Source organism: Gemmatimonadota bacterium (assembly GCA_009835325.1).
GTDB lineage: Bacteria > JAAXHH01 > JAAXHH01 > JAAXHH01 > JAAXHH01 > JAAXHH01.
Genome location: VXWP01000028.1, coordinates 30,773 through 57,011, shown reverse-complemented (window position 1 = coordinate 57,011; position 26,239 = coordinate 30,773). Strand labels below are relative to the sequence as shown.

The window sequence follows — 26,239 nt, the reverse complement described above, 5'->3', positions numbered from 1 at the left end:
GGGACTGTCTGGTCCGGCATATCAGATGATCTGGATCGAACGGGAGAACGTATCCTCCAGCCGGGACATGGGGCGCTTCATCCTGGGGATGGCGGTCCCCATCCTCGTCATCATCATGCTGATCGTGGGCGGCATGTATCCCGCCCTGGACGCGACGGCCGGAGAACGCGAGCGTTCCACCTGGGAGACCACGTTGACGGCAGCGACGGACCGCGTAAACGTCCTCGCGGGAAAGTACCTGTACGTGGCCACGCTTTCGACCACGGCCGGCATGCTGAATTTCCTGGCCATGAGCCTCTCCATGCGCACCCTCATGGCGCCACTCCTGGGCGACCGGATCCAGGACCTGAGCTTCACGATCCCGTGGTCCTCCGTTCCGCTGATCTTCGTGGTAACCGTGCTCCTCGCCCTGTTCGTTGCCGCCTTCCTCATGGTCGTGGCCAGTTTCGCCCGGACGTTCAAGGACGCCCAGTCCCTGGCGGGTCCCTTCGTCACCGTCATGATCCTGGTACCCGCGGTGTTCATGCAGTTCCCCGGGCTGGAACTCACGACATGGCTGGCCTGCGTGCCCATCATAAACGTCTGTCTTGTTTTCCGGGAAGCCCTCGGCGGGATCTATCAGTGGCCCCAGATCGGCCTCACCCTGCTGATGGAAGGACTGTACATCTGGATCATACTGCGGATCGCCGCGGCGATTACGCGTTACGAAGACATCATGACCGGCAGCTATGAAGGCGGGCTGGGCGGTTTCCTGAAACACCGGCTTATGCGCCGCAACCCCTTAAGAGGATGACAATTGTGGACGATCCCGTATTCGTGAAGGACCTGAGCAAGACCTATTACGATGAATCCCGCGGTCCCGTGCACGCAGTGCGTCAGATCGACTTCACCTGCAGTCCCGGCGAGATCTTCGGGTTGCTGGGCGCGAACGGCGCCGGCAAGACGACGACGCTGCGCATGCTGACGACGATTCTCAAGCCCTCGGGCGGCACCGCGAAGATCATGGGGTACGACGTGGCGGAAGAACCCGTGGAAGTGCGCAAAAACATCGGATTCTATTCGGCCACCACTGCGCTGTATCCCCGCCTTACCGCAAGAGAAACCATCGAGTTTTTCGCCCGTATCAACGGGTACGACGCCTCACGGACCCCCGCCAGGGTCGATGAACTGGTCGAGCGCTTCGGGATCGAGGAATACGCCCGCGCCCGCATAGACAAGCTCTCCAGCGGGATGAAGCAGAAGGTGGCGATCGCGCGGACCCTGGCCCACGATCCGCCGATCCTGGTCTTCGATGAGCCCACCGTCGGCCTCGACGTGCTGAACGCCCTGGAAATGCAGGCCATATTGACCGAATTGAAAGCTCAGGGCAAGACCATCCTGTTCTCCACCCACATCATGAGCGAAGCGGAAAAACTGTGCGACCGGATCGCCATCATCCACGAGGGACGGATCCTGGCCACCGGCACCCTTGAAGCGCTTCGCGAGCGGACCGGGGCGCACTACCTCGAAGACATCTTCGTCTCCTTCATCCAAGAGGCCGCATGAACCGCGCAACGATCGGACTGCTGTACAAACACGAAATGCGCATGCTGCTGCGGGACCGCCGGACGGTGGTTTTGAGCATTCTCCTGCCGCTCCTCGTTCTGCCTGCGATCCTCTTCGGTTTCAAGTTCATGAACGAATGGCGCCAGGAACAGCAGGATACGACGACGTATCGCTACACCGTGGTGGGCGCCTACGCCGACTCCGTCCGGACGCTCATCGCAAGAGGCGAATTGCGCGCGGCGGACGGTCCGGGCGAGAACGGAGATCAGGCCGAGAACGGGGATCCAGCCGAGAACGCGGGGCCCGCCGAGAACAGGGATGAAGACCGGCAGCCGGCCTCTTTTCTGGAGGTGGAGGCCGCGATACCCGATTCGAGCCTGGCATCCGGCGACCTGGATTTCTACCTGGAAGCCCTGACCGGATCCGAAGCCGATTCGCTCGACCTGGCCCGCGCCGCGGCCGACACCACGGAATCCGGGGATGAAGACGACCCCACGGAGCCCGGTGAGAAAACAGTCGTTGAGGTGACCGTAGCGGACGAACGGTATCCGGGGGTCCCCGTGGTCAGGGTCTACTATCGCGCCAACCGGGACGATTCCAGAAGGGGCAGCGCCCTGCTGGTGGATCGGTTGGTGGACGCGAGGAAACAGGACCGCGCCGAAGCGCTGCGCGTAATCGGGCTCGAGTCGGACCCCGAAGAAGTCATCCGGCTTTCAAGGGTGGACGTGGCCACGCCGGAACAGGCGGCGGGGTTCTACTTCGGTCGACTGCTGCCGCTGCTGCTCGTATTTCTCACGCTCACCGGCGCGTCGGTGGCGGCCATGGACAGTGTCGCGGGTGAGAAGGAGCGGGGTTCCCTCGAAACTCTCCTGACCACGTCGGTCCGCCGGATCGAGATCATCGCCGCCAAGCAATTGACGATCCTGTCCGTCGCGCTCTTCATCACCCTGGCACAGGCGGGGAACCTCTTCGTATACCTCGGCCTCGGGTTGATCGATCTCCCCTCGGAAATGGACATCGATGTGTCCCCCGTCGCCGTGCTGATGTTGTTCGCCCTCTACATCCCCGTGGCCATTGTGGTTTCGTCCCTCCTGCTGCTGATCTCGGCCTATGCGAAGACCTACAAAGAGACGCAGCTCTACCTCCTGCCGGTTTTTCTCGGACTCATGGTCCTGACGGCGGCAGGGTTGCTCCCGGCTGTATCCCTGCGCTCGCTGATCGCCGTCGTGCCTGTCGCGAACGTCAGTGTGGCCGTGCGGGAAATCATGGTCGGCCATTACGACATCCCCATGCTCCTTGTAGCCTGCGCATCCATGCTGCTTGCCGCCTTCCTGCTGCTCAGGTGGTCGTCCCGCATGCTGGACAAGGAGAGACTCGTCACCGCGCAGGACCTGGACGAGGCGGACCTGGCAGGCGGCGCCGCGCTGTTTCCCAGGCGGGTGCTCCTGTGGTTTCTCGGCATGTGGGCCATCGTCATCATCGCCCCTTCGAACATAGACGCGCTGACCCGGCTCGAGGGGCAGTGGGCCTTCAACATGTTCGGCGTCTTCTTCCTGGGCTCGCTGCTCATGATCCGGGTACACCGGCTCGACTGGCGCCAGGCCCTGGCGATCCGCCCGGTGCGGCCCCAGGTATGGCTGGCGGTGCTGCTCCTGGTGCCGTCGACCCTGTTGACCGGGATCTTTGTCGTGGGGCTGTCCAGCGTTTTCCTGCCCTTCCCGGAAGAATTGCTGGAGCAGTTCGCCAGCGAGCTCCTTCCAGACGACTTCCCGTTGTGGCAGATCATGCTCATGATGGCCCTTACGCCCGGCATCGTGGAAGAAATGGCTTTCCGGGGCCTGCTGCTGCACGGGCTGCACCGCCGGCTGAGACCGGTCGTGCTCATCCTGGTGGTCGGCATTATATTCGGACTGTTCCACCAGGCCCTGTTCCGCATCATTCCGACGACCTACCTGGGCGTGGTAATTACCACCGTAGCAGTCCTCACCGGCTCGATCTTCCCGTGCATGCTGCTCCATGCGGGCAACAACGCCTTCGCCTTCCTCCTGTACCGCTATGGGGTCGAGATCGAGACCTGTCCCCCGGAGCTGCTCCTGCTGAACGTGCCCGTCTTTGTCTTCGCGCTCTATCTGCTGTACCGGTACCGTACGCCCTATCCGGGCCTGCTGCCCATCAGAAAAGGGGTACGCGGAGATCCAGTGGACCAGCGTATCCAGCCATAGCGATAGGCATTGCCTCCCGTGGCTCGCGACCATATATTGGGTTCGGTCTTTCGCGATATCCGTGTTCATGCCCAGACTTGGACTCCGGCTGCCATCCTTCCCGTACATGTCTCGATTCACACATCATCCGTCTATGCTGTTTCTCCGGGTCATGATGAAGAACCCGCTGAGCGTGTGCGCCCTGACGCCCAGTTCGAGAATACTCGCCCGGGCCATGGCCAGGGGACTGGAAATCAGGCCTAACGAATCCGTCATGGAACTGGGTCCGGGAACCGGCGCGCTCACGGACCAGATCCGGCATATCCTCCCCAATGACGACGGTTATATCGGCATAGAACTGGAACAACGATTCGTTCACCTGCTGCAGAATCGGTTTCCCAGCCTTCGCTTCGAACACGATACCGTCACACGGGCGTTCCAGGTACACGCGGATTCGGGCGTTCCACCGGTCAAGGCCGTCATTTCCGGACTATCCATATCCACCATGCCGGTCCCGGTCATCGACGAAATCATCGGCAACCTGGACAGGCTCCTGGGGCCCGGTTCCGTTTTCCGCATGTTCCAGTACGTCCACGCCTATTGCCTGCCTTCGGCAGTACGGTTTCGCCGCCGCATGACCCCGCTGTTCTCCGACTACCGTTGCGAAACGCTTGTCGTGCGGAACCTGCCCCCGGCTTTGGTCCTGACCTGGACCCGCTAGCACCAAGTGATGCGCAGGCCGATATTTTAAAGTTTTGCCATGTGTATTTGTAATATAAGGTGACTTCCCGCTCGTGGCGCTGGCGGGCAGTTAAGCCTCGTTGCGCCGTCGTGGCGCTGAACCGCCGCGATGTACGGGCCTGACGGAAGACGCAAACATTGCAGTGTCTTGATACGATGCTGCACCACGCGCAGGAAGGAACCGCTGAAAGTATGCATTTAAAACCCCTTGTCGCACCGATCTTCGCTCTAGTGGCCCTTTGCACCTTGTCCACCGGTACCGTTACCGCCCAGTCGGACGCCGGGAATACAACCGTCCCCGCCATGGAGGCGGCGCAACGGACCGGCCAGGTTTCGATCGACGGCAGGCTGGATGAAACGGCCTGGGCGGCGGCCATTCCTGCGACGCGGTTCGTCCAGCGGGAGCCGGTCGAGGGGGCCGAGCCCGGTGAGGACACCGAGGTCCGTGTACTTTACGACGACAGCGCCATCTACATCGGCGCCCGGATGTACGACGATCACCCCGAGCAGATCGGCCGGCAGCTCGTCCGGCGGGACGAGCGAGGCGCCTTCGACCTGTTATCCGTATCCATCGATCCGAACAACGACCGGCTTACCGGATACCAGTTCCGCGTGAGCGCAGCGGGAGCGCAGCGGGACGCGTACCTCTACGACGATGTGCGCCAGGACGATGCGTGGGACGCCGTATGGGAATCCAGTGTGGCGATCGACGAACAGGGCTGGGTCGCCGAGATGAGGATACCTCTCAACCAGATAAGGTATGAGACGACAGACGGCCCCCAGTCCTGGGGCATCAACTTCATGCGCCGGTGCCTGGCCACGAACGAGATCATTGACTTCGCCCTCCAGTCCCGCCAGCGTTATGGAAGAGTCAGCGTCCTCGGCCGCCTGAACGGCCTGGTCCTTCCTTCTGAAGCCAGCCGCCTGGAGATCCGTCCCTACATCCTCGCCAGCGCCCGGACCGCCCGGGCCGAACAGGGGAATCCCTTTTTCGACGGATCGGACTTCAGCGGGCGGGGAGGGTTCGGTCTGCGTTACGGACTAAGTCCATCCTACCACCTGGTCCTTACCGTCAACCCGGACTTCGGGCAGGTGGAAGTGGATCCCGCCGTCATAAACCTGTCGGCCTTCGAGACGTTCTTCCGGGAACAGCGGCCGTTTTTCGTGTTAGACGCCCAGGAATTCGAATTCGGCCTGTCGGGCCGGGATGAACTGTACTACAGCCGGCGAATCGGACGGCAGCCCCGCGGGGGCACGCCGGACGATGCGGATTTCGCCGCCATACCCACGGAGACCAGCATTCTCGGCGCGGCCAAGATCACCGGGCGGTCACCGGGCGGCGTGTCCATCGGCGCCCTGGCCGCGGTCACGGGCCGGGAAAAGGGGAAAGCCCATTCGATCGCGAATGGCAGGATACCGGAGTTTACGGTCGAACCCCGAGCGGAATTCGGCGTATTCCGGATCCGACAGGATTTCAGGAACGGCGCCAGCCAGCTCGGAGCCGTCGGCTCGTTGGTGCACCGGGCCCTTCCCGACGACGGTGCCTTCGACTACCTCACGTCGGAGGCTATCTCTGGTGGAGTAGACTTCGAGCACAACTGGGGCGGAGCGCGCTCGCGGGACTGGGCGGCCTACGGATACCTGGCCGGCAGTCGCGTCCAGGGAAGCACGGACGCGCTTATCCGGCTGCAGCGGTCCAGCAATCATTACTTCCAGCGCCCCGACGCCACGCGGTTGGCCGTGGATTCGACCGCCACCTCCATGAACGGGTACAACTGGCGGATGCAGTTCGCCCGCCGGGACGCCGAGCACTGGACCGGAGCGGTCTGGTTCGCGGAAATATCGCCCGGGTTCGAGATCAACGATCTGGGATTCTCACGATCCGGCGAACGGCTCGACGGCGGCGCGCGGATCGAATATCGGAACATCACACCGGGGCGGTTTTTTCGTAATTACCGGTTTAACGCCTTCACCTTCTACAACTTCCGGCACGAGGCACTCGACGATCCGTGGTCCTGGTCGTCGTGGCGAAACAACTATAAGTGGGGCCGGTTCGCCGCGGGAGCCGAATTCGAACTCAACAATTTCTGGGAAGTTCGGTTCGACTCCAGTTACAACCCCACCCGGTTCAGCGACACGCAGACCCGGGGCGGTCCCGTGATGGAGAGTCCCGGGTCCTCTTCCCTCCGTCTCTACCTCAGATCGGACCGGAGAAAAAGGATATCCCTGGAGACGGAATTCGACTACGAACGATCCCAGCGGGGAGGCGACGAGTGGGAAACAGGGATCGAAGCCACGATACGCCCGACCCCCAACTGGGAACTGGAACTTTCTCCCAATTTCAGCTGGGAGAGAAACGCCGCCCAGTACGTTACGCAGACCGACGCCCTGGCCTTCGAACCGACTTACGGGCGCCGGTACGTGTTCTCGGACCTGGAACGGCGGTCCTTTTCTCTCGAAACCCGGATGAACGTGGCCTTTTCGCCCGATCTGACCCTGCAACTTTACGCACAGCCCCTCCTGTCTTCGGGCGATTACCTCAACTACAAACAATTGCTCAGAGCGAGCAGTTTCGATTTCGACGTATTGAATGAGGGAACGCGTTCCTTCATCGATCCCACGGACGGCTACCGTTACCTCGACTTCGACGGGGACGGAATGCCCGATATCAATTTCTCGGACCGGGACTTCAACATTCAGTCCCTGCGCATGAACGTCGTGCTGCGCTGGGAGTACCGCCCCGGTTCCCGGGTGTTCTTTGTCTGGCAGCAGACCCGCAGCGAGCGGGACGAAAACGGGGCGCTGGACATCGGCAGAGACTTTGGCAATCTGTTCGGCGGCGAATCGGAGAACATATTCATCGTCAAGTTCAACTACTGGTTCGGCGTGTGAATGCGGACGGACAGCCGGACCCGCACCCCGATGCGGCTTGACACCGGGACGTTTTCAGGGTCATATTGTGCTTGTGTACCTGTTCCGCCGCATGTCAGTCCGGGCGGCATCCACCCGTGCGAACCGAACAACACGCCATGAAGTCATCTCAACACACCATACTGACGCTTGCGATCCTGTTCGCCTTCGGCGCCGGCACCTGGTCCGTACACGGTCAGGCGGTCCGCACCGATTACATGGAAACCGAACTGGTCGTGGAGACGACGTCCATCAAGCCCGGGCAGCCGTTCTGGGCCGGCCTGCGGATGAAGATGGACGAACACTGGCACACCTACTGGCGCAACCCCGCCGACTCGGGCCTTCCCACGAAGATACACTGGACACTGCCCGATGGGTTCCAGGCCGGTGAGATCAATTGGCCCTATCCCCAGAAGATCGTTCTAGACATCCTGGCCAGCTACGGGTACGAAGGCGAAACGCTGTTGCTCGTGGAAATCACGCCTCCGGCCGACCTGGAGCCCGGCGGGGCGGTCGACGTCGGGGCCTTCGCGTCCTGGCTGGTCTGCGCGGACATCTGTCTCCCGGGAGAATCCGGATACCAGGTGACGCTGCCCGTTTCCACGGACGCGCCCCAGGCCGATGAGCGATGGACCGAGCTCTTCGCCCGCACCCGGGAGCACCTTCCGGTCCCGGTCCCCGGTTGGCAAGTCGAGGCCGCCATCTCTGATTCCACCGTGGCGCTGCACGCCACGCCTCCCGATTGGTTCCCGGGCAACCTCGCCAACGCCGAGTTCTACCCCTACAATGAAGACCTGATCGACTACGTGTCCCCCCAGCAACTGGAGAAAACGGAGACCGGGTACCTGTTGACGATGCCCCGGTCGGGCTTCTTCTCGGGCAGACCGGAGCAGGTCACGGGCGTGCTGGTGTCCCCGGATGGATGGCGTGGTCCCGGATCGGAGCGCGCCCTGGCCGTGAGCGCCGTCTATGCGGACGAACTACCGGCGGCGATCGCCGTTATCGGACCGGCGGGTTCGGCCGACGGTTCGGCGATCTCCGGCCTTGCGGCCACGGCGGTTTCCGGCGATCTCGTGTCCGGTCTGTGGCAGGCCCTGCTCTTCGCACTCGTAGGCGGCATGATCCTCAACCTGATGCCCTGCGTCCTCCCCGTGTTGTCTATCAAGGTGCTCGGATTCATCCACCAGGCGGGCGACGACCCGGCGAAAGCCCGTCGGCACGGCCTGGTCTTCACCGCGGGCGTCCTGGTTTCTTTTCTCGCGCTGGCGGCCGTCCTGATCGCCCTGCGGGCCGGGGGAGAGCAGCTGGGCTGGGGATTCCAGCTCCAGTCGCCGGCCTTCATCGTCGTCCTGTCGGTCATCATCTTCATGTTCGGCCTGAGTCTCTTCGGCGTCTTCGAGATCGGCACGTCGCTGGTCGGGCTCGGCGGGCGGATGGATTCGGGGAACGGGCTCGGCGGTTCCTTCCTGAGCGGCGTCCTGGCCACGGTCGTGGCCACGCCGTGCACCGCGCCGTTCATGGGCGTGGCCCTGGGATACGCCCTGACGCAGTCGGCGGCCCAGTCCCTGGCGATCTTCGGGTTCCTCGGCCTGGGCATGGCCCTGCCCTACCTGACCCTGTCATCCGTACCCGCCCTGCTGCGGTACGTGCCGAAACCCGGCGCGTGGATGGAATCCTTCAAGCAATTCATGGGCTTCCTCATGATGGCCACCGTGGTCTGGCTGCTCTGGGTGCTGAACCTCCAGACGGACCCCAACCTGGTCGCCCTCGTGATGGTCCTGCTGGTGCTGGTGGCCATTGGAAGCTGGATTCTCGGCCGCTGGGGAGGCAGCGCTACCGGAAGCCGTTCCAGGATGGCTGCGCGCGCTACCGCCGCGTTGATCATCATCGCGAGCATGGTAACCGTACTGAGCCAGGTGCCGGCACCGGCAAAGGCGGAACGGACCGCCGCGGCCCCGACATACAGCGCGGGGCTGGAATGGGAACCCTTCTCCCGGCAGCTGGTGCGGGACCTGCGCACTTCCGGGAAGTCGGTATTCGTGGACTTCACCGCGGCCTGGTGCCTGAGTTGCCAGGTCAACAAGCGCGTGGCGTTGAGCGACAGCCGCGTGGTGGAACAGTTTGAGACCCTGGGTGTGGTCCCGGTCCAGGCCGACTGGACGTCAAGGGACCCCGAGATCACACAGGCGCTCGCCGAATTCGGTCGCAACAGCGTCCCGCTGTATGTGCTGTATACGGGCGGTCCGGATTCCGAACCGGAGATCCTGCCGGAACTGCTCACACCCGGCCTGGTACTGGATGCGTTGCAGAAGGTGGAAAGCGGGAGCGCTGCCATCAGGTAGTATATGAAGTAGTTTGACGTTACTATTCACAAGGAGGACTTTCATGAAGAGGATTCTGATTCCGGCAGCCGTGGTGGCCGTTGCCGCCGCGTTCCTGCTGGTTAACTTCTCTACGCCGATGGCCGCCGGGGAAGCCAAGGTGGGGAACGCGGCCCCGGATTTCACGCTGACGGATACGAATGGCAACAGCGTGACGCTTTCGGACTACAGCGGCAAGTACGTGGTCCTGGAGTGGATCAACTACGACTGTCCCTTCGTGGCCAAGCACTACGACGCCAAAAACATGCAAGGCCTGCAGGACAAGTACCGCGAGCAGGGCGTGGTCTGGCTGGCCGTCAACTCGTCGGCCGAAGGCAAGCAGGGCCAGTTCTCCAATGAGGAAATCCACAAGCGCCTGAAGAAGCACGCGTCGACCGTGGACGCCTACCTGCTCGATGGCAACGGTGACGTCGGCAGGACGTACGGTGCCACCCACACGCCCCACATGTACATCATCAACCCGGAAGGCACGCTGATCTACATGGGCGCCATCGACAGCATCAACTCGGCCAACATCGCCGACATTCCCAAGGCCGACAACTATGTCGTCATGGCCCTGGACGCGGTTTTTGCCGGCAATGAAGTGCCCGTCGAGATGACCCGGGCCTACGGCTGCACGGTGAAGTACTAGAAGGACTGCAGGTCGCGTCATCGGCCTGTAGAAGTCGGAACAAACGAAATTGCCGTTGTCACCGAACGTATGACGACAACGGCAATTTCTGTATTTGTGGGAAGGAAGAAATCAGGTCCGGCTGCCGTATTGTTATCTTTGACTACGCTCCCTCGTTTTCTATATTCCTGAACAAGCGATTTTGTTTCCACTGACGCCGGAACGGGCCGTTTCCGTTCGTGTCGACTGGATACCCGATGAGGCGGAGCTAGCCGCCAGGAGGCCGTCATGGCCATGTTCGGCGACCCGGAAAACTTCGTCGTGATGAGCGAGCGCGAGAAGTACCTCTACGACCTCCAGGGGTTTCTCGTGGTGCGGAACCTGCTGTCCGCCGATGAGGTCCAGGCGCTGAACGACGCCCTGGATGCCCATCCCGATCGGACGGGCGAGCACGGACCGGGCGGCGCGCTGGACGGAACCCCGCTGGCGGGCCCCGACACGCAGTACATCCACTACGAAGGGATGCTGACCTGGGACCCGCCCTGGTGCCAGCCCTTTCGCGATCTGCTTGCTCACACGAAGCTGATTCCCTATCTGAATACGATGATGGGCCGGGGCTGGAAACTTGACCATAATATCGACGTGCTCACCTCGAAGCCTGGCGCCCAGGGCACGCCCTTCCACGGCAACAGTACGGGGATGTTCGCCGGGTCGACCTACTACATGTACGACGACGGCCGCATGCGGAGCGGACTGATCGTCTGCCAGTTTTACCTGACCGACGTAAACCCGGACGATGGCGGGCTGACCGTGATTCCGGGCAGCCACAAGGCCAATTTCCCCATGCCGGGATACGTCCGCCACTACGAGGACCACCGGGAGATCTTCCATCACGTCACCGTGAAAGCCGGTGACCTGGTGATCTTCAACGAGGCGACGACCCACGGCGCGCTGCCGTGGAAGGGAAAGGGTGAGCGACGCTGCGTACTCCACCGGTACATCCCGAAATACATGCATTACGAAGGCGGCGTATATGAAACGCGCCTGCCCGAATGGACGAATGAGCTCACCGAAGCCCAGCGCGCGGTCCTGGAACCCCCGTACATCTACAACCGCCCCCTGATCGAGGACGACGGCGAATCGATCGTGCGTCCCCGCAGGGAGGGGATCTGAATCGAACCAGTCCACATGAACCCGTCCACGCCATTCGCCACCATGGAACCCCCTGAGCAGTACCTCTTCGACCTGCAGGGGTTCATCGTGGTGCGCAAGGCCCTTACGCCCCAGCAGGTTGCGGCACTGAACGAGGCCCTGGACGCCAATCGCGACAAACGGAAGGACGATACGGCGAGCAGCACGAGCGAGGCGCTGAAGGGCAAGCAGCTCCGCGGCCTCTACGAAGGCATGCTTACATGGGAGCAGCCCTGGTGCCAGCCCTTCCGCGAGGTGCTGGCCAATCCGAGGATCATCCCTTATCTGAACACCATGCTGGGCCGGGGCTGGAAGATGGACCACAGTCCCTTCATATTTACCTCCAAGGCGGGGACCGAGGGACTGCGCCTCCACGGGTACGGTCAGGCCGAATACAACGGATCCCGGTCCTACCACTACCAGAACGGCGCCATGCGTTGCGGGCTGATCAACTGCCAGTACCAGCTGAGCGACGTGAACCCGGGCGACGGCGGCCTGTGCGTCATCCCGGGCAGCCACAAGGCAAACTTCACCCTTCCGGACGAAATCTCCCGCTACGAGGCCGACCAGGATGTCGTGTACCACGTGCCCATGAAGGCCGGCGACCTGGTCATCTTCAACGAGGCCACGACCCACGGCACGCTGCCGTGGAAGGGGAAGGGAGAGCGCCGCTCTCTGTTCTACCGGTACACCCCGAAGTACATGCATTATACCGGCGGCGTGTATGAAACCGGTCTGCCGGAGTGGACGAAAGAACTCAACGAAGTCCAGCGGGCCGTGATCGAACCGCCCTATGTGTATCACCGTCCCTTGATCGACGACGACGGAAGGACGCTTTCGACCCCTCGGCGCGAGGGAGAGTGAAGGGAAACCCATGACCGGAAACGAAGCCATTGCGAAGATCCTGAAGGCGGAGGGGCTGGACTGGTTCAGCTGTTTTCCCCACCATCCCCTCATCGACGCCTGCGCGATCGAGGGCCTGCGTCCCATTCTCTGCCGGCAGGAACGGGCCGGCGTAAACATCGCCGATGGATTCAGCCGGATACGGAACGGGAATACCGTCGGCGTGTTCATGATGCAGATGGGACCGGGCGCGGAGAACGCCTTCGGCGGGGTAGCCCAGGCCTACGCGGATTCAGTGCCCGTCCTGCTGCTGCCCGGCGGACCTACGCGGTCCCGTGCGGGCGCCGACCTGGCCTTCGAATCGGTGGAGAACTACCGGGGCATCACCAAGTGGGTCTCGAACATCAACTCGGCGGCCCGGATTCCGGAAATGATGGGGCGGGCGTACAGCCTGCTGAAGCAAGGCAAGCCGGGGCCGGTCATGCTGGAGATCCCCGGGGACGTAGGTGAGGAGGAGATCCCCGACGACGCCTTTGACTACACCCCCATTAAACCGTTCAAAAGCGGCGCATCGCCGGAGGACGTCCGGGACCTGGTGGCGGCCCTGCTGAAGTCTGAATGTCCCATCATCAGCGCCGGCCAGGGCGTGCTGTACGCCGAGGCCACCGATGCGCTGATAGAGTTCGCCGAATGGACGAAGACCCCGGTCATGACCACGCTGGCCGGAAAGAGCGCATTCCCCGAGACCCATCCCCTGTCCCTGGGCACGGGCGCGGCCTCCCATTCCCTTATGGTGGCGGAATACCTGAAGAAGACCGATTTCTTCTTCGGCATCGGCACGAGCATGACTTCAGGGTTCAAATCGGATGTGCCGGCAGGCGCCGCGCTCGCCCAGTGCGTCGTCAGCCACGGGGACCTGAACAAGGAGCACCGCGTCGACTACGGCGCGGTGGGCGACGCGGGGGTGGTGCTTCGGCAACTGGTCGAGGAAGCGAAACGACAGCTCGACGGGCGACCCCGGGACGATGAACGCGGCGATATCGAGGAGATCGCCCGGTTGAAACAGGCGTGGCTGGCCGAATGGGAACCGCGGTTCCGCTCCGACGAGGTGCCCTTGAGCCCGTACCGCGTGTTCCGCGAGATCGCGGGGGTGGTGGATACGGCACGCACGATCATCACCCACGACTCCGGCTACCCGCGGGAGCAGCTCGCGCCCTTCTGGGAGACCGATACGCCCCGGGGCTATATCGGCTGGGGCGCTTCCACGCAGCTGGGCTACGGGCTGGGACTGGCCATCGGCGCCAAGATCGCCGATCCGGAGAAACAGGTCGTCAACGTCATGGGAGACGCCGCCTTCGGCATGGCCGGCCTGGACGTGGAGACCGCCGTGCGTTCGGAGATCCCCATCATCACGGTAATACTGAACAACGGGGTCATGACCCACTACGACCATCACATGGCCTACGCATCGGAACGCTGGGGGAGCAATCGGCTGGGTGGGGATTACGCCGCCATCGGGGCAGGGCTGGGTGCTTACGCCGAGAAGGTGACGACGCCCGACCAGATCGCTCCGGCGATACAGCGAGCGGTGGAAGCCAACCGCGAGGGCCGGCCGGCAGTCATCGAGACGATCACCAAGGTGGAAGAGCACACGTCGAGGTATTGAAAGGAGACCGCCGGAGCGCCATGCCCAGAATCCTGATCGGCACCTACTTCCAGGAAACCAACGACTTCCATCCCAACGATACGGTGTATGAAGATTTCTGTATCCTGCGCGGCCGCGAGATGCTGAAGGGTCCGGTCGGCCTCGAGGACCCGGATGACCAGGGCGGCGCGGACAGCCTTGGTGGCGTGGTCGGCGGTGCCGTCGATACCCTTTCCGCTCGGGATGGCATGGAAATCGTGCCCACTTACAGCGCCGCCATGGGGGCGGGCGGTACGATCACGCAGGCGTGCTTCGAGCGGACCACGTCGGAGTTGCTCGACGCGATCGAACAGCACAGGACCGGCGCCGACGGCGTTTACCTGAACCTGCACGGCGCCATGGCGGCGGAAACCGAAAAGGATCCGGAAGGGTACGTCCTGCAGGAGGTGCGCCGGATCGTCGGCCCCCACGTGCCCGTGGTCGCTTCCTTCGACATGCACGGCACGATCACCCGTCGCATGCTGTCCCACATGGACGGATGCGCCATCCTGCACACCTATCCCCACATCGACTGGTACGAAACAGGCGCGCGGGCCGCCGGAGTGCTGCTGCGCATCCTCGACGGGGCCCGGCCCGTGATCGCCAGCGTGTACACGCCCACCATGGTCCGGGGCGACGAGCTCAAGACCGCCACGGGCGTGCACGGCACGTTCATCCGGTACCTGGAACGCCTGGAGGAACGGGAAGACGTACTCGCCGGGGGGATCATGCTGGGCCATCCTCCGACGGACTGCCCGGAACAGGGCTCCCGCGTCGTCGTAATCACGGACGGCAACCGGGACCTGGCGGAGCGGGAGGCCCTGCATATCGGCCGGAGCTTCTGGAACATGCGGTCCCACATGCAGTGCGTGCTGCACAGCGTGGAGGAGGGCATCCGGATCGCCGCGGAGGCAAAGGGAACGGTCATTTTCGCTGATGCCGCCGACGCCACCAGTTCGGGCGCGCCGGGCACGAGCAACACCATCCTGAAGGGGTTCCTCGAAAGCGACTACCGGGGCAGCGTGCTGTTCCCCATCCGCGACGATCCCGCCGTCTCGCGCGCCGTGGAGGCGGGTGTCGGGCAGACCATTACCGTCCCCCTGGGCGGAACGCGGGACCCACGCTTTATCCCGGTGGACGTCACCGCCACGGTCGAAGTGCTGGGCCGGCGGGACGACATTCCCGTCGCGGTGCTGAAGTGCCGGAACATTACAATCTTCCTGGCGGCTTCCGGCCCTCTGCTGTGCGACCGGTGGATGTATCCCGCCTTCGGCCAGGACCCGAAACGCTTCGACGTCGTGGTCAAGAAACTGCCCCATACGCCGGATGAGTGGTACGACGACTGGGCGGAACGGACCATCACCATCGATTCGCCGGGGGCAGCGAGTCCCAACATTCCCACGCTAGGCCACCAGTACGTCCCCCGACCCATCTACCCCCTCGATCCGGACATGACCTGCACGCCGGAAGTGGAGGTGTACGAATAAGGCCGCTCGGCTTTCCTCCCGTAACGGTCCCTCCGGTGGAGCAGGCATGAACCGGCACGTCACCAGCGGCCGCTGGGGCCTGGGGCTGGTCCTGAGCCTGTTCACGATCTTCGTCTGGGGCGGACTGCCCATTATCCTGAAAATAATGCTGATCAGCCTGGACGCCTTCACGATGACGTGGTACCGGTTCGTCGTTGCGGCCGTGTTGATGGCACTGATCGTGTACCGGCAGGGTCACTTCGCCCTGGTCCGTCGACTCAAAGGCGGTTACGCGCTGGTCTTCCTCGCGGCGGTGCTCGGGTTCAGCTGCGCGTACGTGTTCTATCCCCAAAGTTTGCAGTATATCTCACCCAGCGCCGCCCAGGTGGTCAACCAGATATCGCTGCTGTTCCTGCTGCTGGGCGCCATGCTGCTCTTTCACGAACGGATGACCCTGATCCAGGTACTGGGTCTCATGCTGCTCACGGGCGGGATTGTCCTGTTCTTCAACGAGGAACTGGCCGAACTCCTGTCCGGTGACAGCGCGATGATTCCGGGCATTATGTGGGTGACTGTCGCCGCGCTGGCGCTGTCGACCTATACTCTCACCCAGAAGCAGTTGCTGCAGATCCTGCCCACGTCCGTCATCCTGTTCCTGATCTACCTGGCCGGTTCGATACTGATCCTGCCCTTCGTTCGATTCGAATCGCTGCTGGTGCAGGACACCCGGCAGATGATCCTGCTTAACGCTTCGGCGGTGATCTCGCTCGTCGCCTTCGTTACGCTGGTGGAATCGCTGAAACATCTCGAAGTGTTCCGGGTCAGCATGGTCCTGGCGGCCGTGCCCCTGGTCACCGTCGTGGACATGATGATCCTGGCGCCGCTCCTTCCCGGCCTGCTGCAGCCGGAGCATTTGAATCTGCTCAGCATATCCGGCGCCGTACTCGTCGTCATCGGTTCCATACTCGGCAATCTGCGGCGGTCTGTAAGGAACGGTTAATCGATTTTCGCAGAAAGGAGCCAATACCATGAAGCCCCTCGTGGTCATGGGTTTACGAACGCTTGCCCACCTGGACGCGAAGGAATCCATGTACGAACAGATCGACCGGGACGAGATTCAGGCGATGGGACGATTCCCAGTGGAACAGCTCGAAGCCATCGCCCGGGGGTTCGCCCTCGGAATCCTGTCCAGCCACAGCGTGGCGCGGATCGAGCGCGTGGTCGGTCACCTGGGATGGTCCCGCCTTTTTCCGACGGAACACCTGATCTCAACGGATCCACTGGACCGGAAGGACGCGACAAACTGGGAAGGATGGCGGCGGGAATACGAAGCGCGGGGGCTTGCGCTGCACACGGTGGTCGATATCGGCGAGGTGCTGGTGCGCAACCTCGCCGGTTCGTCAGTCCTCGCGGATGTGGACAAGTATTACGTCATCGGGGACGCGGGCGTACGCATCGAGGGAGCGACGCGCATCACGGCCCTGGACCAGACACAGGCTTACCGCCAGGCCGTCCGGGGTCCGCGGAACCGTACGGGTTGTTAAGACTAACCCACCCCGTCGCGCGGCTACCGATCGGACCGTGGCGCCCGGGCGTTCAGGAACTCCAGCACCAGGTGGGTCATCACCCGCATGCCCACCCCCACGGATTCACTGTCCGCCGTCATGGTCGGGGTGTGCAGACCGCCCGAAGGCTGGCCGGGCTTGGTGGTGCCCAGCCGGTAGAAGAAACCGGGAATCTCGTTGGCGAAATAGGCGAAGTCCTCGCCGCCCATGGTCGGGGGCAGTTCGAGCACCTGCTCGACGCCGGGCGCACCCGTCAGGTAACCGGCCATCTCCCGGGACAGGGCCGGATCGTTGATCACGGAAGGGGTGCCGCGGTCGTAGTCAAGTACGAAGGAACCGCCATAGGCCGCGGTAATGCCTTCCAGGATGGTTGTCATCCGTCGCTCCACCATGTCCCTGACCACGGGGTTGTAGGTGCGCACCGTTCCTTCGAGATGGACTTCCCGGGGGATGATGTTGAAGCGCTCGCCGCCGCGGAAGATACCCACCGTGACCACGCTGGGCTCGAGGGGCGACAGGGTGCGGGACCGGATCGTCTGAAGGGCGAACACGATCTCGGAAGCCATGACGACCGGGTCGATGCCCTCTTCGGGACGGGCGCCATGGGCCTGCTTGCCTCGGACCTTGATAATGAAATGGTCGACAGCGGCCATGGCTGGTCCGATGGTATATCCGACGGTACCCACGTCGAGGGAGGGCAGCGCGTGGAGACCGAATATGGCTTCGGGCGCCGGATCCTGGAGGACGTTCTCGCGCACCATCAGGTCCGCGCCGCCCTCTTCACCGGGCGGCGCTCCTTCTTCCGCCGGCTGGAAGATGAACTTGACGGTGCCGGGCAGGGCGTCCTTCATCTCGGCCAGCACGGAAGCGACGCCCAGTTGAACGGCGGTGTGCACGTCATGGCCGCAGGCGTGCATAACGCCCACTTCCTGGCCCAGGTAGGTCGTCCGTACGGTCGACCGGAAAGGCAATACCGTTTCCTCCGTTACGGGCAACGCGTCCATGTCCGCCCGTATGGCCACCACCGGACCCGGTCGGCCGCCTTTGAGCACGCCCACCACGCCGGTATGGGCGACGCCCGTCCGGATCTCGATACCGAGCGCGGTGAGATGATCCGCCACCAGCGCCGCCGTCTTGAACTCCCGGTTGCTCAGTTCCGGGTTCCGATGGATGTGCTCCCGCATGCGGATGGCGTCAGCACGGTACTTCGCCACCAGGGCGGCCATGTTTTCCTGCTGGGCAACCGTGTCCCGAGACGTGTTCATGACAGACAACATGCCCAGGATGAGCAGCGCCCGCGTCAGTCTTCTCGGCATAAAGTCATTCCTACCTCTCCCAGGGGAAGTCGAAGGACGGCCGGTTGGCGTAACGGTCCATGGACACGCGCAGCCTGCTGCCGCATCCGGGCTCGAGCGTCACTGTAAAGCTGGCGCCGTCGACCGGGGTGGATCCGCTTCCGCCATCCACTTCCAGGATCTGATGCTCCCCGTACGCGCCACCCTGGACGGTCACCGTACGGGAGGAGACCTGGTTGGTATTGACCAGCGTGACCACCGCACTGTCATCGTGAAGCTCTTCCACGAGGGCGCCCACGTCTTCCGGCATCCCGGGGCGCTGGCGCGCGGGATCGAAGTACCTGAACCGGCAGTGCAGGGGGTGGCCCAGGTGCCCGGTGGGCATGCCGCCGAGCATGAGCTGGATCAGGGCGTCCACCTCCGCGGGATTCGTGCCGTTCATGTCGTCCGATAGACGCGTATCCGGTGAGGACAGGTCGTTTCGCATCCTTTCCATCTTCGAGCGAACGGTCGAGACGTCCTCCTGCAGCGCCTCCTCCGGATAGTCCGGGTTTTGCCCTTCCAGGAAGGCGATCCAGCCCTCCATGGGCACCCGTTCGAGATCGCGGCGGTCCATGGACCAGTAGTAGACCTGCTCCGCGCCCACATCAAAGGGTTCGGGACGGTAGTCGTACCAGCCGTCATCGCCGTGCATGCGGGGATAGAGCGTCTGGCCGTCCTCCACCTTGCTGTTCGCGTTGACGCCGTCGATGACGCCGCGCCAGGTGTCGACGTATTTCTGGTCGCCGGTCAGCAGCAGCCCGTTGCCGAAACTCCAGTGGGCCCGGATCAGGAAGTAGGGCCGGTGCGCTGTCTCGCCGGTCTGGGGCACGATCGTCGAGAATCCCCACCCGTACGCACCACCGTACCATCTGCCGCCGCACTCCCCGCCAATGGACCCGTCCAGGCCGATATTAGAGGGGATAATGCCATTGTTCCGTTCGGTACGCTCCACCCAGGCATCAATGTAGTCCTTCGTCCAGTCATAATACCTTTCATCGCCGTCGATCATGTAGGCGTTCAGGGTCATCGTGGTCACGCCCATGTTCAGTGGATGATCGCCAGCCACATCGTTGTAATCCTTGAAATGGGCGACCATTTCCTCGTAGTTCCGTTCCCCGTGCCCCAGTCTGAACCGGCCCTCGACCTCGATGGAATCGCCGGCCCAGTCGAGCCCCGTGGCCTTGCGCAGCATGGGTCCGCGGCTGCCGTTGAACATGCTCTTGATCACGCGGTGCTCGGGGATCCAGTTGTCGGCGATGGGATCGTCGCCCATGTAGAAGCCGCAGAATCGCCGGGTGCGGTCCACGAACTTCTTGTCGCGGGGGTCACACAGTCCTTCGAGGAAGAAGGCCGTGAATCCCTCCCCGTTGTGCATCCAGTCGAACATCGTCGGGAACTCCTTGAAATACATGCCGTCCCGGGCGAATTCGACCTCGGTGGTCTTCGCTTCCGTGTACTGCAGCAGGTGGCCGTCCCACGCCTTCTTGTACAGGTCATATACCCGCTCCGAAGCGCCGATCGCGTAGAGTTCCGGCCAGTTCGCAAAGTTCTCCGCCGCGTCGTCCGGACCGTCGTCGCCGCCCCAGCGGGGCACGCACAGCAGGTACCCGCGTTCATCGAAGTATTGATTGTAAAACGCTTCCACGGCTTCTTCCTGCTGTTTAATCAGGTTCAGTTCCAGCAAGGCCCACGACGGGGGCGGCATGGGCGTGGCGATCCGCACGGTACGCCCGGCCGGCACGGGGCGTCCCACTGTTGAGACAGCCGACATGATACAAGTCCTTTCTGTGGATTACGGGAAGGGTGAGCGGTGAGGAGTCCGCGGTAGTGCTGCTGGTTCCAAACGTGATCAGGAAGTCAGGCCGCGGCCGTATCGCTTGCTCCGCCGGGCGCTTTCCTCTATAAACGCGAGCAGGTACCTGACTTCGTCGGTATGTTCCACTTCCGCCGTCACCGCTTTCACCGCCTGGGAGATATTGAGTGAGGAGCGGTGGAGCAGGCGATAGACCTGCTTGAGCGTACGGATGGATTCGTCGGAGAACCCGCAGCGCTTCAGGCCGATGGTGTTGAGTGAAACGGGCTTGAGCGGATCGTGGCCATACTTGAAGTACGGACAGATGTCCTTGGTCACCATGCCGCCCCCGCTGATGAAGGCGTTGCGGCCGATCCGGACGAACTGGTGGACGGCGACGAGCCCACCGGTGATGGCGAAATCCTCTATTTCCACGTGGCCGCCCAGCTGCGTGCCGTTGGCGAGGATCACCCGGTTGCCGATCACGCAGTCGTGGGCGACGTGCACGTAGGCCATGACCAGGGTATCGCTTCCGATCACCGTTTTTCCGAGTGCGCTCGTCCCGCGATTCAGCGTGGTGAACTCCCGGATGGAAGTCCGGTCTCCGATCTCCAGGATAGACTGCTCGCCGATAAATTTCTGATCCTGGGGGATTGATCCCACGACGGCCCCGTGATAGACCTTGCATTCGGCGCCGATTCGGGTATGGGCACCGATCATCGCGCTGGATGCAATCTGGGTACCGGCCCCGATGGTCACGTTGGGTTCCACGATCGTGTACGGACCGATGCTGCATCCAGCGCCCAGCTCCGCGTCTGGATGCACGATGGCCGTGGGATGTATCTGGACTTCGGCGGTAATGTCCGTCACTGTTGGGCCTCCCGGTCCGCCCGGTCCGCCTGGTCGGCCTGGCCCGCACGGTCTGTGATCATGGCCATGAGGGTGGCTTCGGCGACCAGTTCATCGTTTACGTAAGCCTTGCCTTCCATCTTGCAGGCGTGCATGCGCATCCGGACCGTCTCCAACTCGAAGCGGATCTGGTCGCCGGGTTTTACCAGTCTCCGGAATCGGGCATGGTCGATGCCCATGAAATACGCCATTTTGCTTTTCGGCTCATCGATCGTGTTGAGCAGCAGCAGGCCGCCCGCCTGCGCCATGGCCTCGACGATCAAGACGCCCGGCATGACGGGATGGCCGGGGAAATGGCCCGCGAAGAAAGGCTCGTTGATGGTCACGTTCTTCAGCGCGGTCACCCGTTTCCCAGGTTCCATGTGAATCACCCGGTCGATGAGCAGAAAGGGATACCGGTGGGGGAGAATGCGCAGGATGTCCTCGATGTCCAAGACCGATTCGGGTTCAGATGCAGGCGGAGCAGGCGTAGGCGGGGCAGGCGAAGACGGATCGGCATTCCCGGATTCCGGCTTCTTCTTCACGCACGCGCCGCGGATCCTTCGCACGAGTTCCACGTTGGCGGCATGGGAGGACCGCGCGCCGAACACCTGCGCCCTGAGCGGCGCTCCGAGCAGGGCCAGGTCGCCGATCAGGTCGAGGGCCTTGTGCCGGCAGGGTTCGTTGTCGAACCGCAGCGGCTGGGTGCCCACGATTCCGTTCTCACCGATCACCACCCTGTCCTCCACGCCGAACAGATCCTTCAACTCGTCCAGTTCCTCGTCGGTCAGGTCCATGTCCGCGATGACCACCGCGCTTTCCAGGCTGCCTCCCTTGATCAGTCCCCTTTCGCGCAGGGCCTTCACGTCACTCAGGAAGGTCCACGTCCGCGCCGGTGCGAACTCGGTGACGAACTCGTCTTCCAGGGAATAGAGCACGGTGTGCTGGCTGGCCAGGTTGGATTTCTGATAGTCCACCATGTAGGTGAGATGGAAATCGTCGGAAGGCATGACGACGAGTTCCTTAAGCAGGCCGTTCTCCCGCTCCGAATACAGCACGGGGTTGTCCAGTTCCAGGTATTCCCTGGGGGCGTCCTGTTCGACGATGCCCGCTTCAATCAACGCGTTCACGAAGGGAATGGCGCTGCCGTCGCAGATCGGCGGCTCGTCCCCGTCCAGTTCGATCCGGATATTGTCCAGGCCCAGGCCGGCAACGGCGGCCAGGACGTGCTCCACGGTGTGGATCCGTACGCCGTCCCGCGCCAGGTTCGTCCCCCGGGTCGTATCGATCACGTAGTCTATGTCCGCCGGGATTTCCAGCCTGTCGGGATGGTCGACGCGCACGAACCGGATCCCGTCGTTCACGGTACCGGGCTTGAACGTAATCGTCGCACGTCCTCCGGTATGCAGGCCGATGCCCTTGATGGACGCCGGGGATTTGATGGTACGCTGGCGTTTGAACATGTGCCGCTACTCTCTTCCTTCGATGGATGGCCCATCCTGCTCGCCGCTTTCAAGCGTCTTGATCCGCGCCTCCAGGGTCTGGACCTGGTGCAACAGATCCGGCAGGCGCTTGATGGCCGCCTCGATTCTCCTGGCCTGGTTGTGCGGACGGGCGGGATATCCCGAAACAGTCGATCCGGCGGGAATGGACTTGGTCACGCCCGCCTGCCCGCCGATCCTGGAACCGGCGCCGACGTGGATGTGATCGGAGAGTCCGGCCTGCCCGCCGATGAGGGTCCCCGATTCAACCACCGTGCTCCCCGCGATGCCCACCTGGGCGCATATGGTGACGTGATCGCCGATTACGACGTTATGGCCGATCTGTACCAGGTTGTCGATCTTCGTGCCGCGGCCGATACGGGTCATGCCCATGGTTGCGCGATCGATCGTCGAATTTGCGCCGATCTCCACGTCGTCGCCGATCTCCACGCCGCCGACCTGCGGTATCTTCCTGGCCCCTCCGCTGCTCTGGAAATACCCGAAGCCATCGCTGCCGATCACGACGCCACCGTGCACGATCACGCCTTCTCCCAGGGAAACACGATCGTAGAGCGTCGCGTTGGCAAAGATCCACGTGCCGGCGCCGACCCGGCAATGGGCGCCGATCGCCACGTTCGCGCCGATGCAGGCGCTTCGCCCCACCTTGGTGTGCGGGCCGATCGACACATGGGGACCGATGGCCGCCTCTTCATCCACTTCCGCGGCAGGATCTATCCTGGCCGTCGGATGGATCCCGCTATCGGCGGGACGGTGTCCGGAGAAATAGGTCGTCAACAGGGTGACGAGGGCGAGTTCGGGAGAAGCCACGCGGATGATGGGGACCGGAGCGTGATCTATTTCCCGGGAGACGATGACCGCCGCTGCCTCCGTAGACTCCAGGCGCCGGCTATGCCGGGCGTTGATCAGGACGGAGATCGAACCCTTGCCGGCCTCGTCCAGCGGCGCTACGCTCTCGATGATGCACGAACCGTCACCGACGAGTTCGCCCTGTACCTGCGTCGCGATATCTGCCAGCTTCTGTCGCATGGGTGGCTAGTTGGCTTCCTTCTGCAGTTCCTCCAGGACCTGCCCCGTGAGGTCCTGCGCTCTCAAGGGATCCACGTATATGAGCGATCCGGCATCGAAGATATAGGTGTAGTTCTCCGCCTTGGCCAGGGTCTGCACCACGTTGAAAATGGATTCCTGCAGCGGCCTGGTCAATTCCACTTCCTGTTGGGCCAGCTCCATTTGCTGAGACTGGGCGAACTGCACGAGCTCCTGTTCCTTCTGCATGATATTCTGCTCGTCCTGCTGCCGCCTGGCCGCGGTCAACATGGTCTTCCTGGCTTCGTACTGCTGCTGCAGCATTTCGACTTCCTGCTGACGGTTCCGTACCTGTTCCTGCACTTCCGTCGCTATCTTCTTGAAGGCTTCCTCTGCGTCCCTGAATCCCTGGTACGACTGGCGCAGGCGCTCCATGTCGAGATAGCCGATCTTGAGTTCCTGCCCCTGGGCCACAACCGGCTGCAACATGACGGCGGCCAGCACGGCCAGCACGGCCGTAATACGAATCATCCTTCTTCCTGAAAGCATTGATTTCCTCCTCGAATGCCGGATCGCTCCGGAAACCTGGACCAGCTTGTCAGAACATCTGGCCGAGTTGAAAGTGCGTATGCCAGCCGCTTCGCTTTTTCTGGAGGGCCTGGATCGGATCCGAGGGCTGGTCGAATCCGTACCCGACGTCGAAGCCCAACAGCCCCACCAGGGGCATGATCACCCGGATGCCGGCGCCCACTGATTTTTTCATGTTGCCCGGCAGCGGCGTGGCGTCCTCGAGCTTCGCCCAGGCGTTGCCGGCCTCGACAAACGCCACGGCGTAGACCGGCTGCTGAGAACTGAGCTGGTCGATAATCGGGACCTGGTACTCCAGGGTGATGATGCTCATCGCCCGGCCCCCGTCCCGGCTGCTGGTCCCGTCACCGAGATCGGTGTAGGGCCCGACGGAGTTGTTGCCGTACCCCCGGATCAAGCCGTCGAAACTGACCCCTCCCGGAAAAAACCGTTCGAAAAACGGGACCTCCCGGTCGTTGAAGGGGTTTGCGGCCAGGGAATACCTTCCCCTGAGGGAAAGGGACGTGCCCTTGAACAGGGGAACATAGAAATCGGATTCCAGGGTCTGCTTGAGGAACTTCACGTCACCCCCGACGCCGGCTACGGCGCTGCGGTACGTATGGCGCATGCCGCGCGTGGCGAACTGAGGGAAATCGCGGCTGTCGCGCGTAACGGAGAAGGAGACCTGGCTGGTCAGGCCGCTGTTGGATTCGTAGGATTCTCTTCGGCGGATATTCTCGTTAATGGCCGAGATCTGCGTATCCGCCAGGGTGGTATCTTCCAGCGCAGCCGCGTAGTATCGCTCGCCGAAACCGGAATAACTCTGGTCGTAAAACCGATAGGCCCCGTTGATGCGCCAGTACGTGCCGCGAAAGCGCCGTCCCAGGGACAGCCCGAAGCCCTTCTGAATGACATTGAATTCCCTGTACCATCGCCGGTTCGTACGGTAGATGTCGATACCGGCGCTGGTGGGCGTATCGAAGAGCCAGGGTTCGACGAAACTCGTGGAAATGGAATTGCGCCGGGCGCCGAATTCCCAGTTGAAATTCACGTTCTGTCCGTTGCCCAGGAAATTCGGGATGATCATGGATATTGTACCCACGAGCCCGTCGAGCCCGCTGTAACCGGCGCCGGCATTCGCCGTGCCCGTCGGTTTTTCCAGGACGGTGAAGGTGATGTCCACGTCTCCGTTGGGACGGGGTTGCAGGCCGGGCTGCACGTCCTGGAAGTAATTCAACTGGAAAACGTCCCGCTGGCTTCTCATCAGCACCGATCGGCGAAAGAACTGTCCCGGCTTGATCAGCAACTCGCGCCGTATGACCTTGTCCTTCGTCTTGGTATTGCCGACGATGTTGATCCGGTGTACCTTCGCGGGTTCCCCTTCGTTGACCGCGAAGTGCAGATCGATGGTGGAGTCGTTGGCCGCCGATTCCCGGGCGATGGGCGTGGCGTACAGATAACCCAGTTCGCCATACGCTTCGTAGATGGTCGACACGCTTTCCTGGTATTCCTCTTCGTTGAAGGGTTGGCCCGCGTCGATCTTGATGAGACTGGACAGTTGATCGCCGGTGAACTTCGTGTTCCCCTCGAAGGCGACGTCCCCGAGGTAATACCGCCTTCCCTCGTTGACATCGACCTTGATGTACATCCGCTTCCTGTCCTCGCTGAACCAGAGCGTGTCGCTCACGACTTCCGCGTCCCGGAAACCGTGCTTGCGGTATTCCTGGACGAGTTTCTCGAACTGGTCCAGCAGGCGTTCCCGGCGCAGGTCGCCCTCTTTCCAGAAATGTTCTTCTTCCGTTTCCGCTTTCTTTCGAAAGGCCTTCTGCAACTCCTTTTCCGGTACGGACACGTTGTTTTCGATAAAGATCTCGCCCAGCCCCACCTTCTCGCCTTCATCGATTTCGATCCGCATGATCGCGTTGTTTCTTTCCACGAGGACGCGTTCATTCAGCGTGGCGAGCAGGTACCCCTTTTCGTAATATGCGCCGGT

20 protein-coding genes (1 of these 20 only partly in view) are annotated in these 26,239 nt (G+C 62.6%); 13 read left to right on the top strand and 7 right to left on the bottom strand.

What is annotated here, in order from left to right:
• Nucleotides 1-25 precede the first annotated feature (25 nt).
• The 13 genes from F4Z81_03115 (at nt 26) to F4Z81_03055 (ending at nt 17,116) form a co-directional block, all read left to right on the top strand.
• Nucleotides 26-793 carry an ABC transporter permease gene (locus tag F4Z81_03115; GenBank protein ID MXW04040.1) on the top strand — a complete coding sequence of 256 codons (768 nt, stop codon included), beginning with the start codon at nt 26-28 and terminating at the stop codon, nt 791-793.
• Complete coding sequence (locus F4Z81_03110) at nt 790-1,545, top strand: ABC transporter ATP-binding protein (protein ID MXW04039.1); 756 nt, start codon at nt 790-792, stop codon at nt 1,543-1,545. Before F4Z81_03115 ends, F4Z81_03110 begins: the two co-directional genes overlap by 4 nt.
• Nucleotides 1,542-3,767, top strand: coding sequence for a CPBP family intramembrane metalloprotease (locus tag F4Z81_03105; GenBank protein MXW04038.1), 2,226 nt, complete (start codon nt 1,542-1,544; stop codon nt 3,765-3,767). Before F4Z81_03110 ends, F4Z81_03105 begins: the two co-directional genes overlap by 4 nt.
• 67 nt (nt 3,768-3,834) lie before the next feature.
• Nucleotides 3,835-4,467 (top strand): hypothetical protein, encoded by a 633-nt coding sequence (locus F4Z81_03100; GenBank protein MXW04037.1) that lies wholly within the window; start codon nt 3,835-3,837, stop codon nt 4,465-4,467.
• Nucleotides 4,468-4,625: 158 nt separating this feature from the next.
• On the top strand, nt 4,626-7,379 hold the full coding sequence (locus tag F4Z81_03095) for a hypothetical protein (protein ID MXW04036.1): 2,754 nt from the start codon (nt 4,626-4,628) through the stop codon (nt 7,377-7,379).
• Nucleotides 7,380-7,516: 137 nt separating this feature from the next.
• A complete protein-coding gene (locus tag F4Z81_03090; GenBank protein MXW04035.1) occupies nt 7,517-9,739 on the top strand; it encodes a thiol:disulfide interchange protein in 2,223 nt (740 codons plus the stop codon).
• A gap of 43 nt (nt 9,740-9,782) precedes the next feature.
• Nucleotides 9,783-10,409: a thioredoxin family protein gene (locus tag F4Z81_03085; protein ID MXW04034.1), complete on the top strand. Its 627-nt coding sequence runs from the start codon at nt 9,783-9,785 to the stop codon at nt 10,407-10,409.
• A 303-nt stretch (nt 10,410-10,712) separates the two neighbouring features.
• Entirely contained in the window at nt 10,713-11,561 is an 849-nt protein-coding gene (locus F4Z81_03080; GenBank protein ID MXW04033.1) for a phytanoyl-CoA dioxygenase family protein, read from the top strand.
• A 42-nt stretch (nt 11,562-11,603) separates the two neighbouring features.
• Nucleotides 11,604-12,443, top strand: a complete 840-nt coding sequence (locus F4Z81_03075) for a phytanoyl-CoA dioxygenase family protein (protein MXW04032.1) — start codon at nt 11,604-11,606, stop codon at nt 12,441-12,443.
• 10 nt (nt 12,444-12,453) lie between these two features.
• Nucleotides 12,454-14,088 carry a thiamine pyrophosphate-requiring protein gene (locus F4Z81_03070; GenBank protein MXW04031.1) on the top strand — a complete coding sequence of 545 codons (1,635 nt, stop codon included), beginning with the start codon at nt 12,454-12,456 and terminating at the stop codon, nt 14,086-14,088.
• A gap of 20 nt (nt 14,089-14,108) precedes the next feature.
• On the top strand, nt 14,109-15,593 hold the full coding sequence (locus F4Z81_03065) for a M81 family metallopeptidase (GenBank protein ID MXW04030.1): 1,485 nt from the start codon (nt 14,109-14,111) through the stop codon (nt 15,591-15,593).
• Between the two features lie 46 nt (nt 15,594-15,639).
• Nucleotides 15,640-16,572: a DMT family transporter gene (locus F4Z81_03060; GenBank protein ID MXW04029.1), complete on the top strand. Its 933-nt coding sequence runs from the start codon at nt 15,640-15,642 to the stop codon at nt 16,570-16,572.
• Between the two features lie 28 nt (nt 16,573-16,600).
• Nucleotides 16,601-17,116: a hypothetical protein gene (locus tag F4Z81_03055; GenBank protein ID MXW04028.1), complete on the top strand. Its 516-nt coding sequence runs from the start codon at nt 16,601-16,603 to the stop codon at nt 17,114-17,116.
• Between the two features lie 23 nt (nt 17,117-17,139).
• On the opposite strand, the gene F4Z81_03050 is transcribed toward F4Z81_03055, so the two are convergent.
• The 7 genes from F4Z81_03050 to bamA form a co-directional block, all read right to left on the bottom strand.
• Complete coding sequence (locus F4Z81_03050) at nt 17,140-18,363, bottom strand: amidohydrolase (GenBank protein ID MXW04027.1); 1,224 nt, start codon at nt 18,361-18,363, stop codon at nt 17,140-17,142.
• Nucleotides 18,364-18,463: 100 nt separating this feature from the next.
• Nucleotides 18,464-20,245: a hypothetical protein gene (locus tag F4Z81_03045; protein ID MXW04026.1), complete on the bottom strand. Its 1,782-nt coding sequence runs from the start codon at nt 20,243-20,245 to the stop codon at nt 18,464-18,466.
• Between the two features lie 78 nt (nt 20,246-20,323).
• Complete coding sequence (gene lpxA, locus F4Z81_03040; GenBank protein MXW04025.1) at nt 20,324-21,109, bottom strand: acyl-ACP--UDP-N-acetylglucosamine O-acyltransferase; 786 nt, start codon at nt 21,107-21,109, stop codon at nt 20,324-20,326.
• Between the two features lie 23 nt (nt 21,110-21,132).
• Nucleotides 21,133-22,617, bottom strand: coding sequence for a bifunctional UDP-3-O-[3-hydroxymyristoyl] N-acetylglucosamine deacetylase/3-hydroxyacyl-ACP dehydratase (locus tag F4Z81_03035; protein MXW04024.1), 1,485 nt, complete (start codon nt 22,615-22,617; stop codon nt 21,133-21,135).
• A 6-nt stretch (nt 22,618-22,623) separates the two neighbouring features.
• Nucleotides 22,624-23,682: a UDP-3-O-(3-hydroxymyristoyl)glucosamine N-acyltransferase gene (lpxD, locus tag F4Z81_03030; protein ID MXW04023.1), complete on the bottom strand. Its 1,059-nt coding sequence runs from the start codon at nt 23,680-23,682 to the stop codon at nt 22,624-22,626.
• A 6-nt stretch (nt 23,683-23,688) separates the two neighbouring features.
• Entirely contained in the window at nt 23,689-24,228 is a 540-nt protein-coding gene (locus tag F4Z81_03025) for an OmpH family outer membrane protein (protein ID MXW04022.1), read from the bottom strand.
• A gap of 49 nt (nt 24,229-24,277) precedes the next feature.
• Nucleotides 24,278-26,239, bottom strand: the 3' portion of a protein-coding gene (bamA, locus tag F4Z81_03020) for an outer membrane protein assembly factor BamA (GenBank protein ID MXW04021.1). The gene runs 549 nt beyond the window's last position; the window shows 1,962 of its 2,511 coding nt (coding positions 550-2,511); the start codon falls outside the window, past its right edge; it ends in the stop codon at nt 24,278-24,280.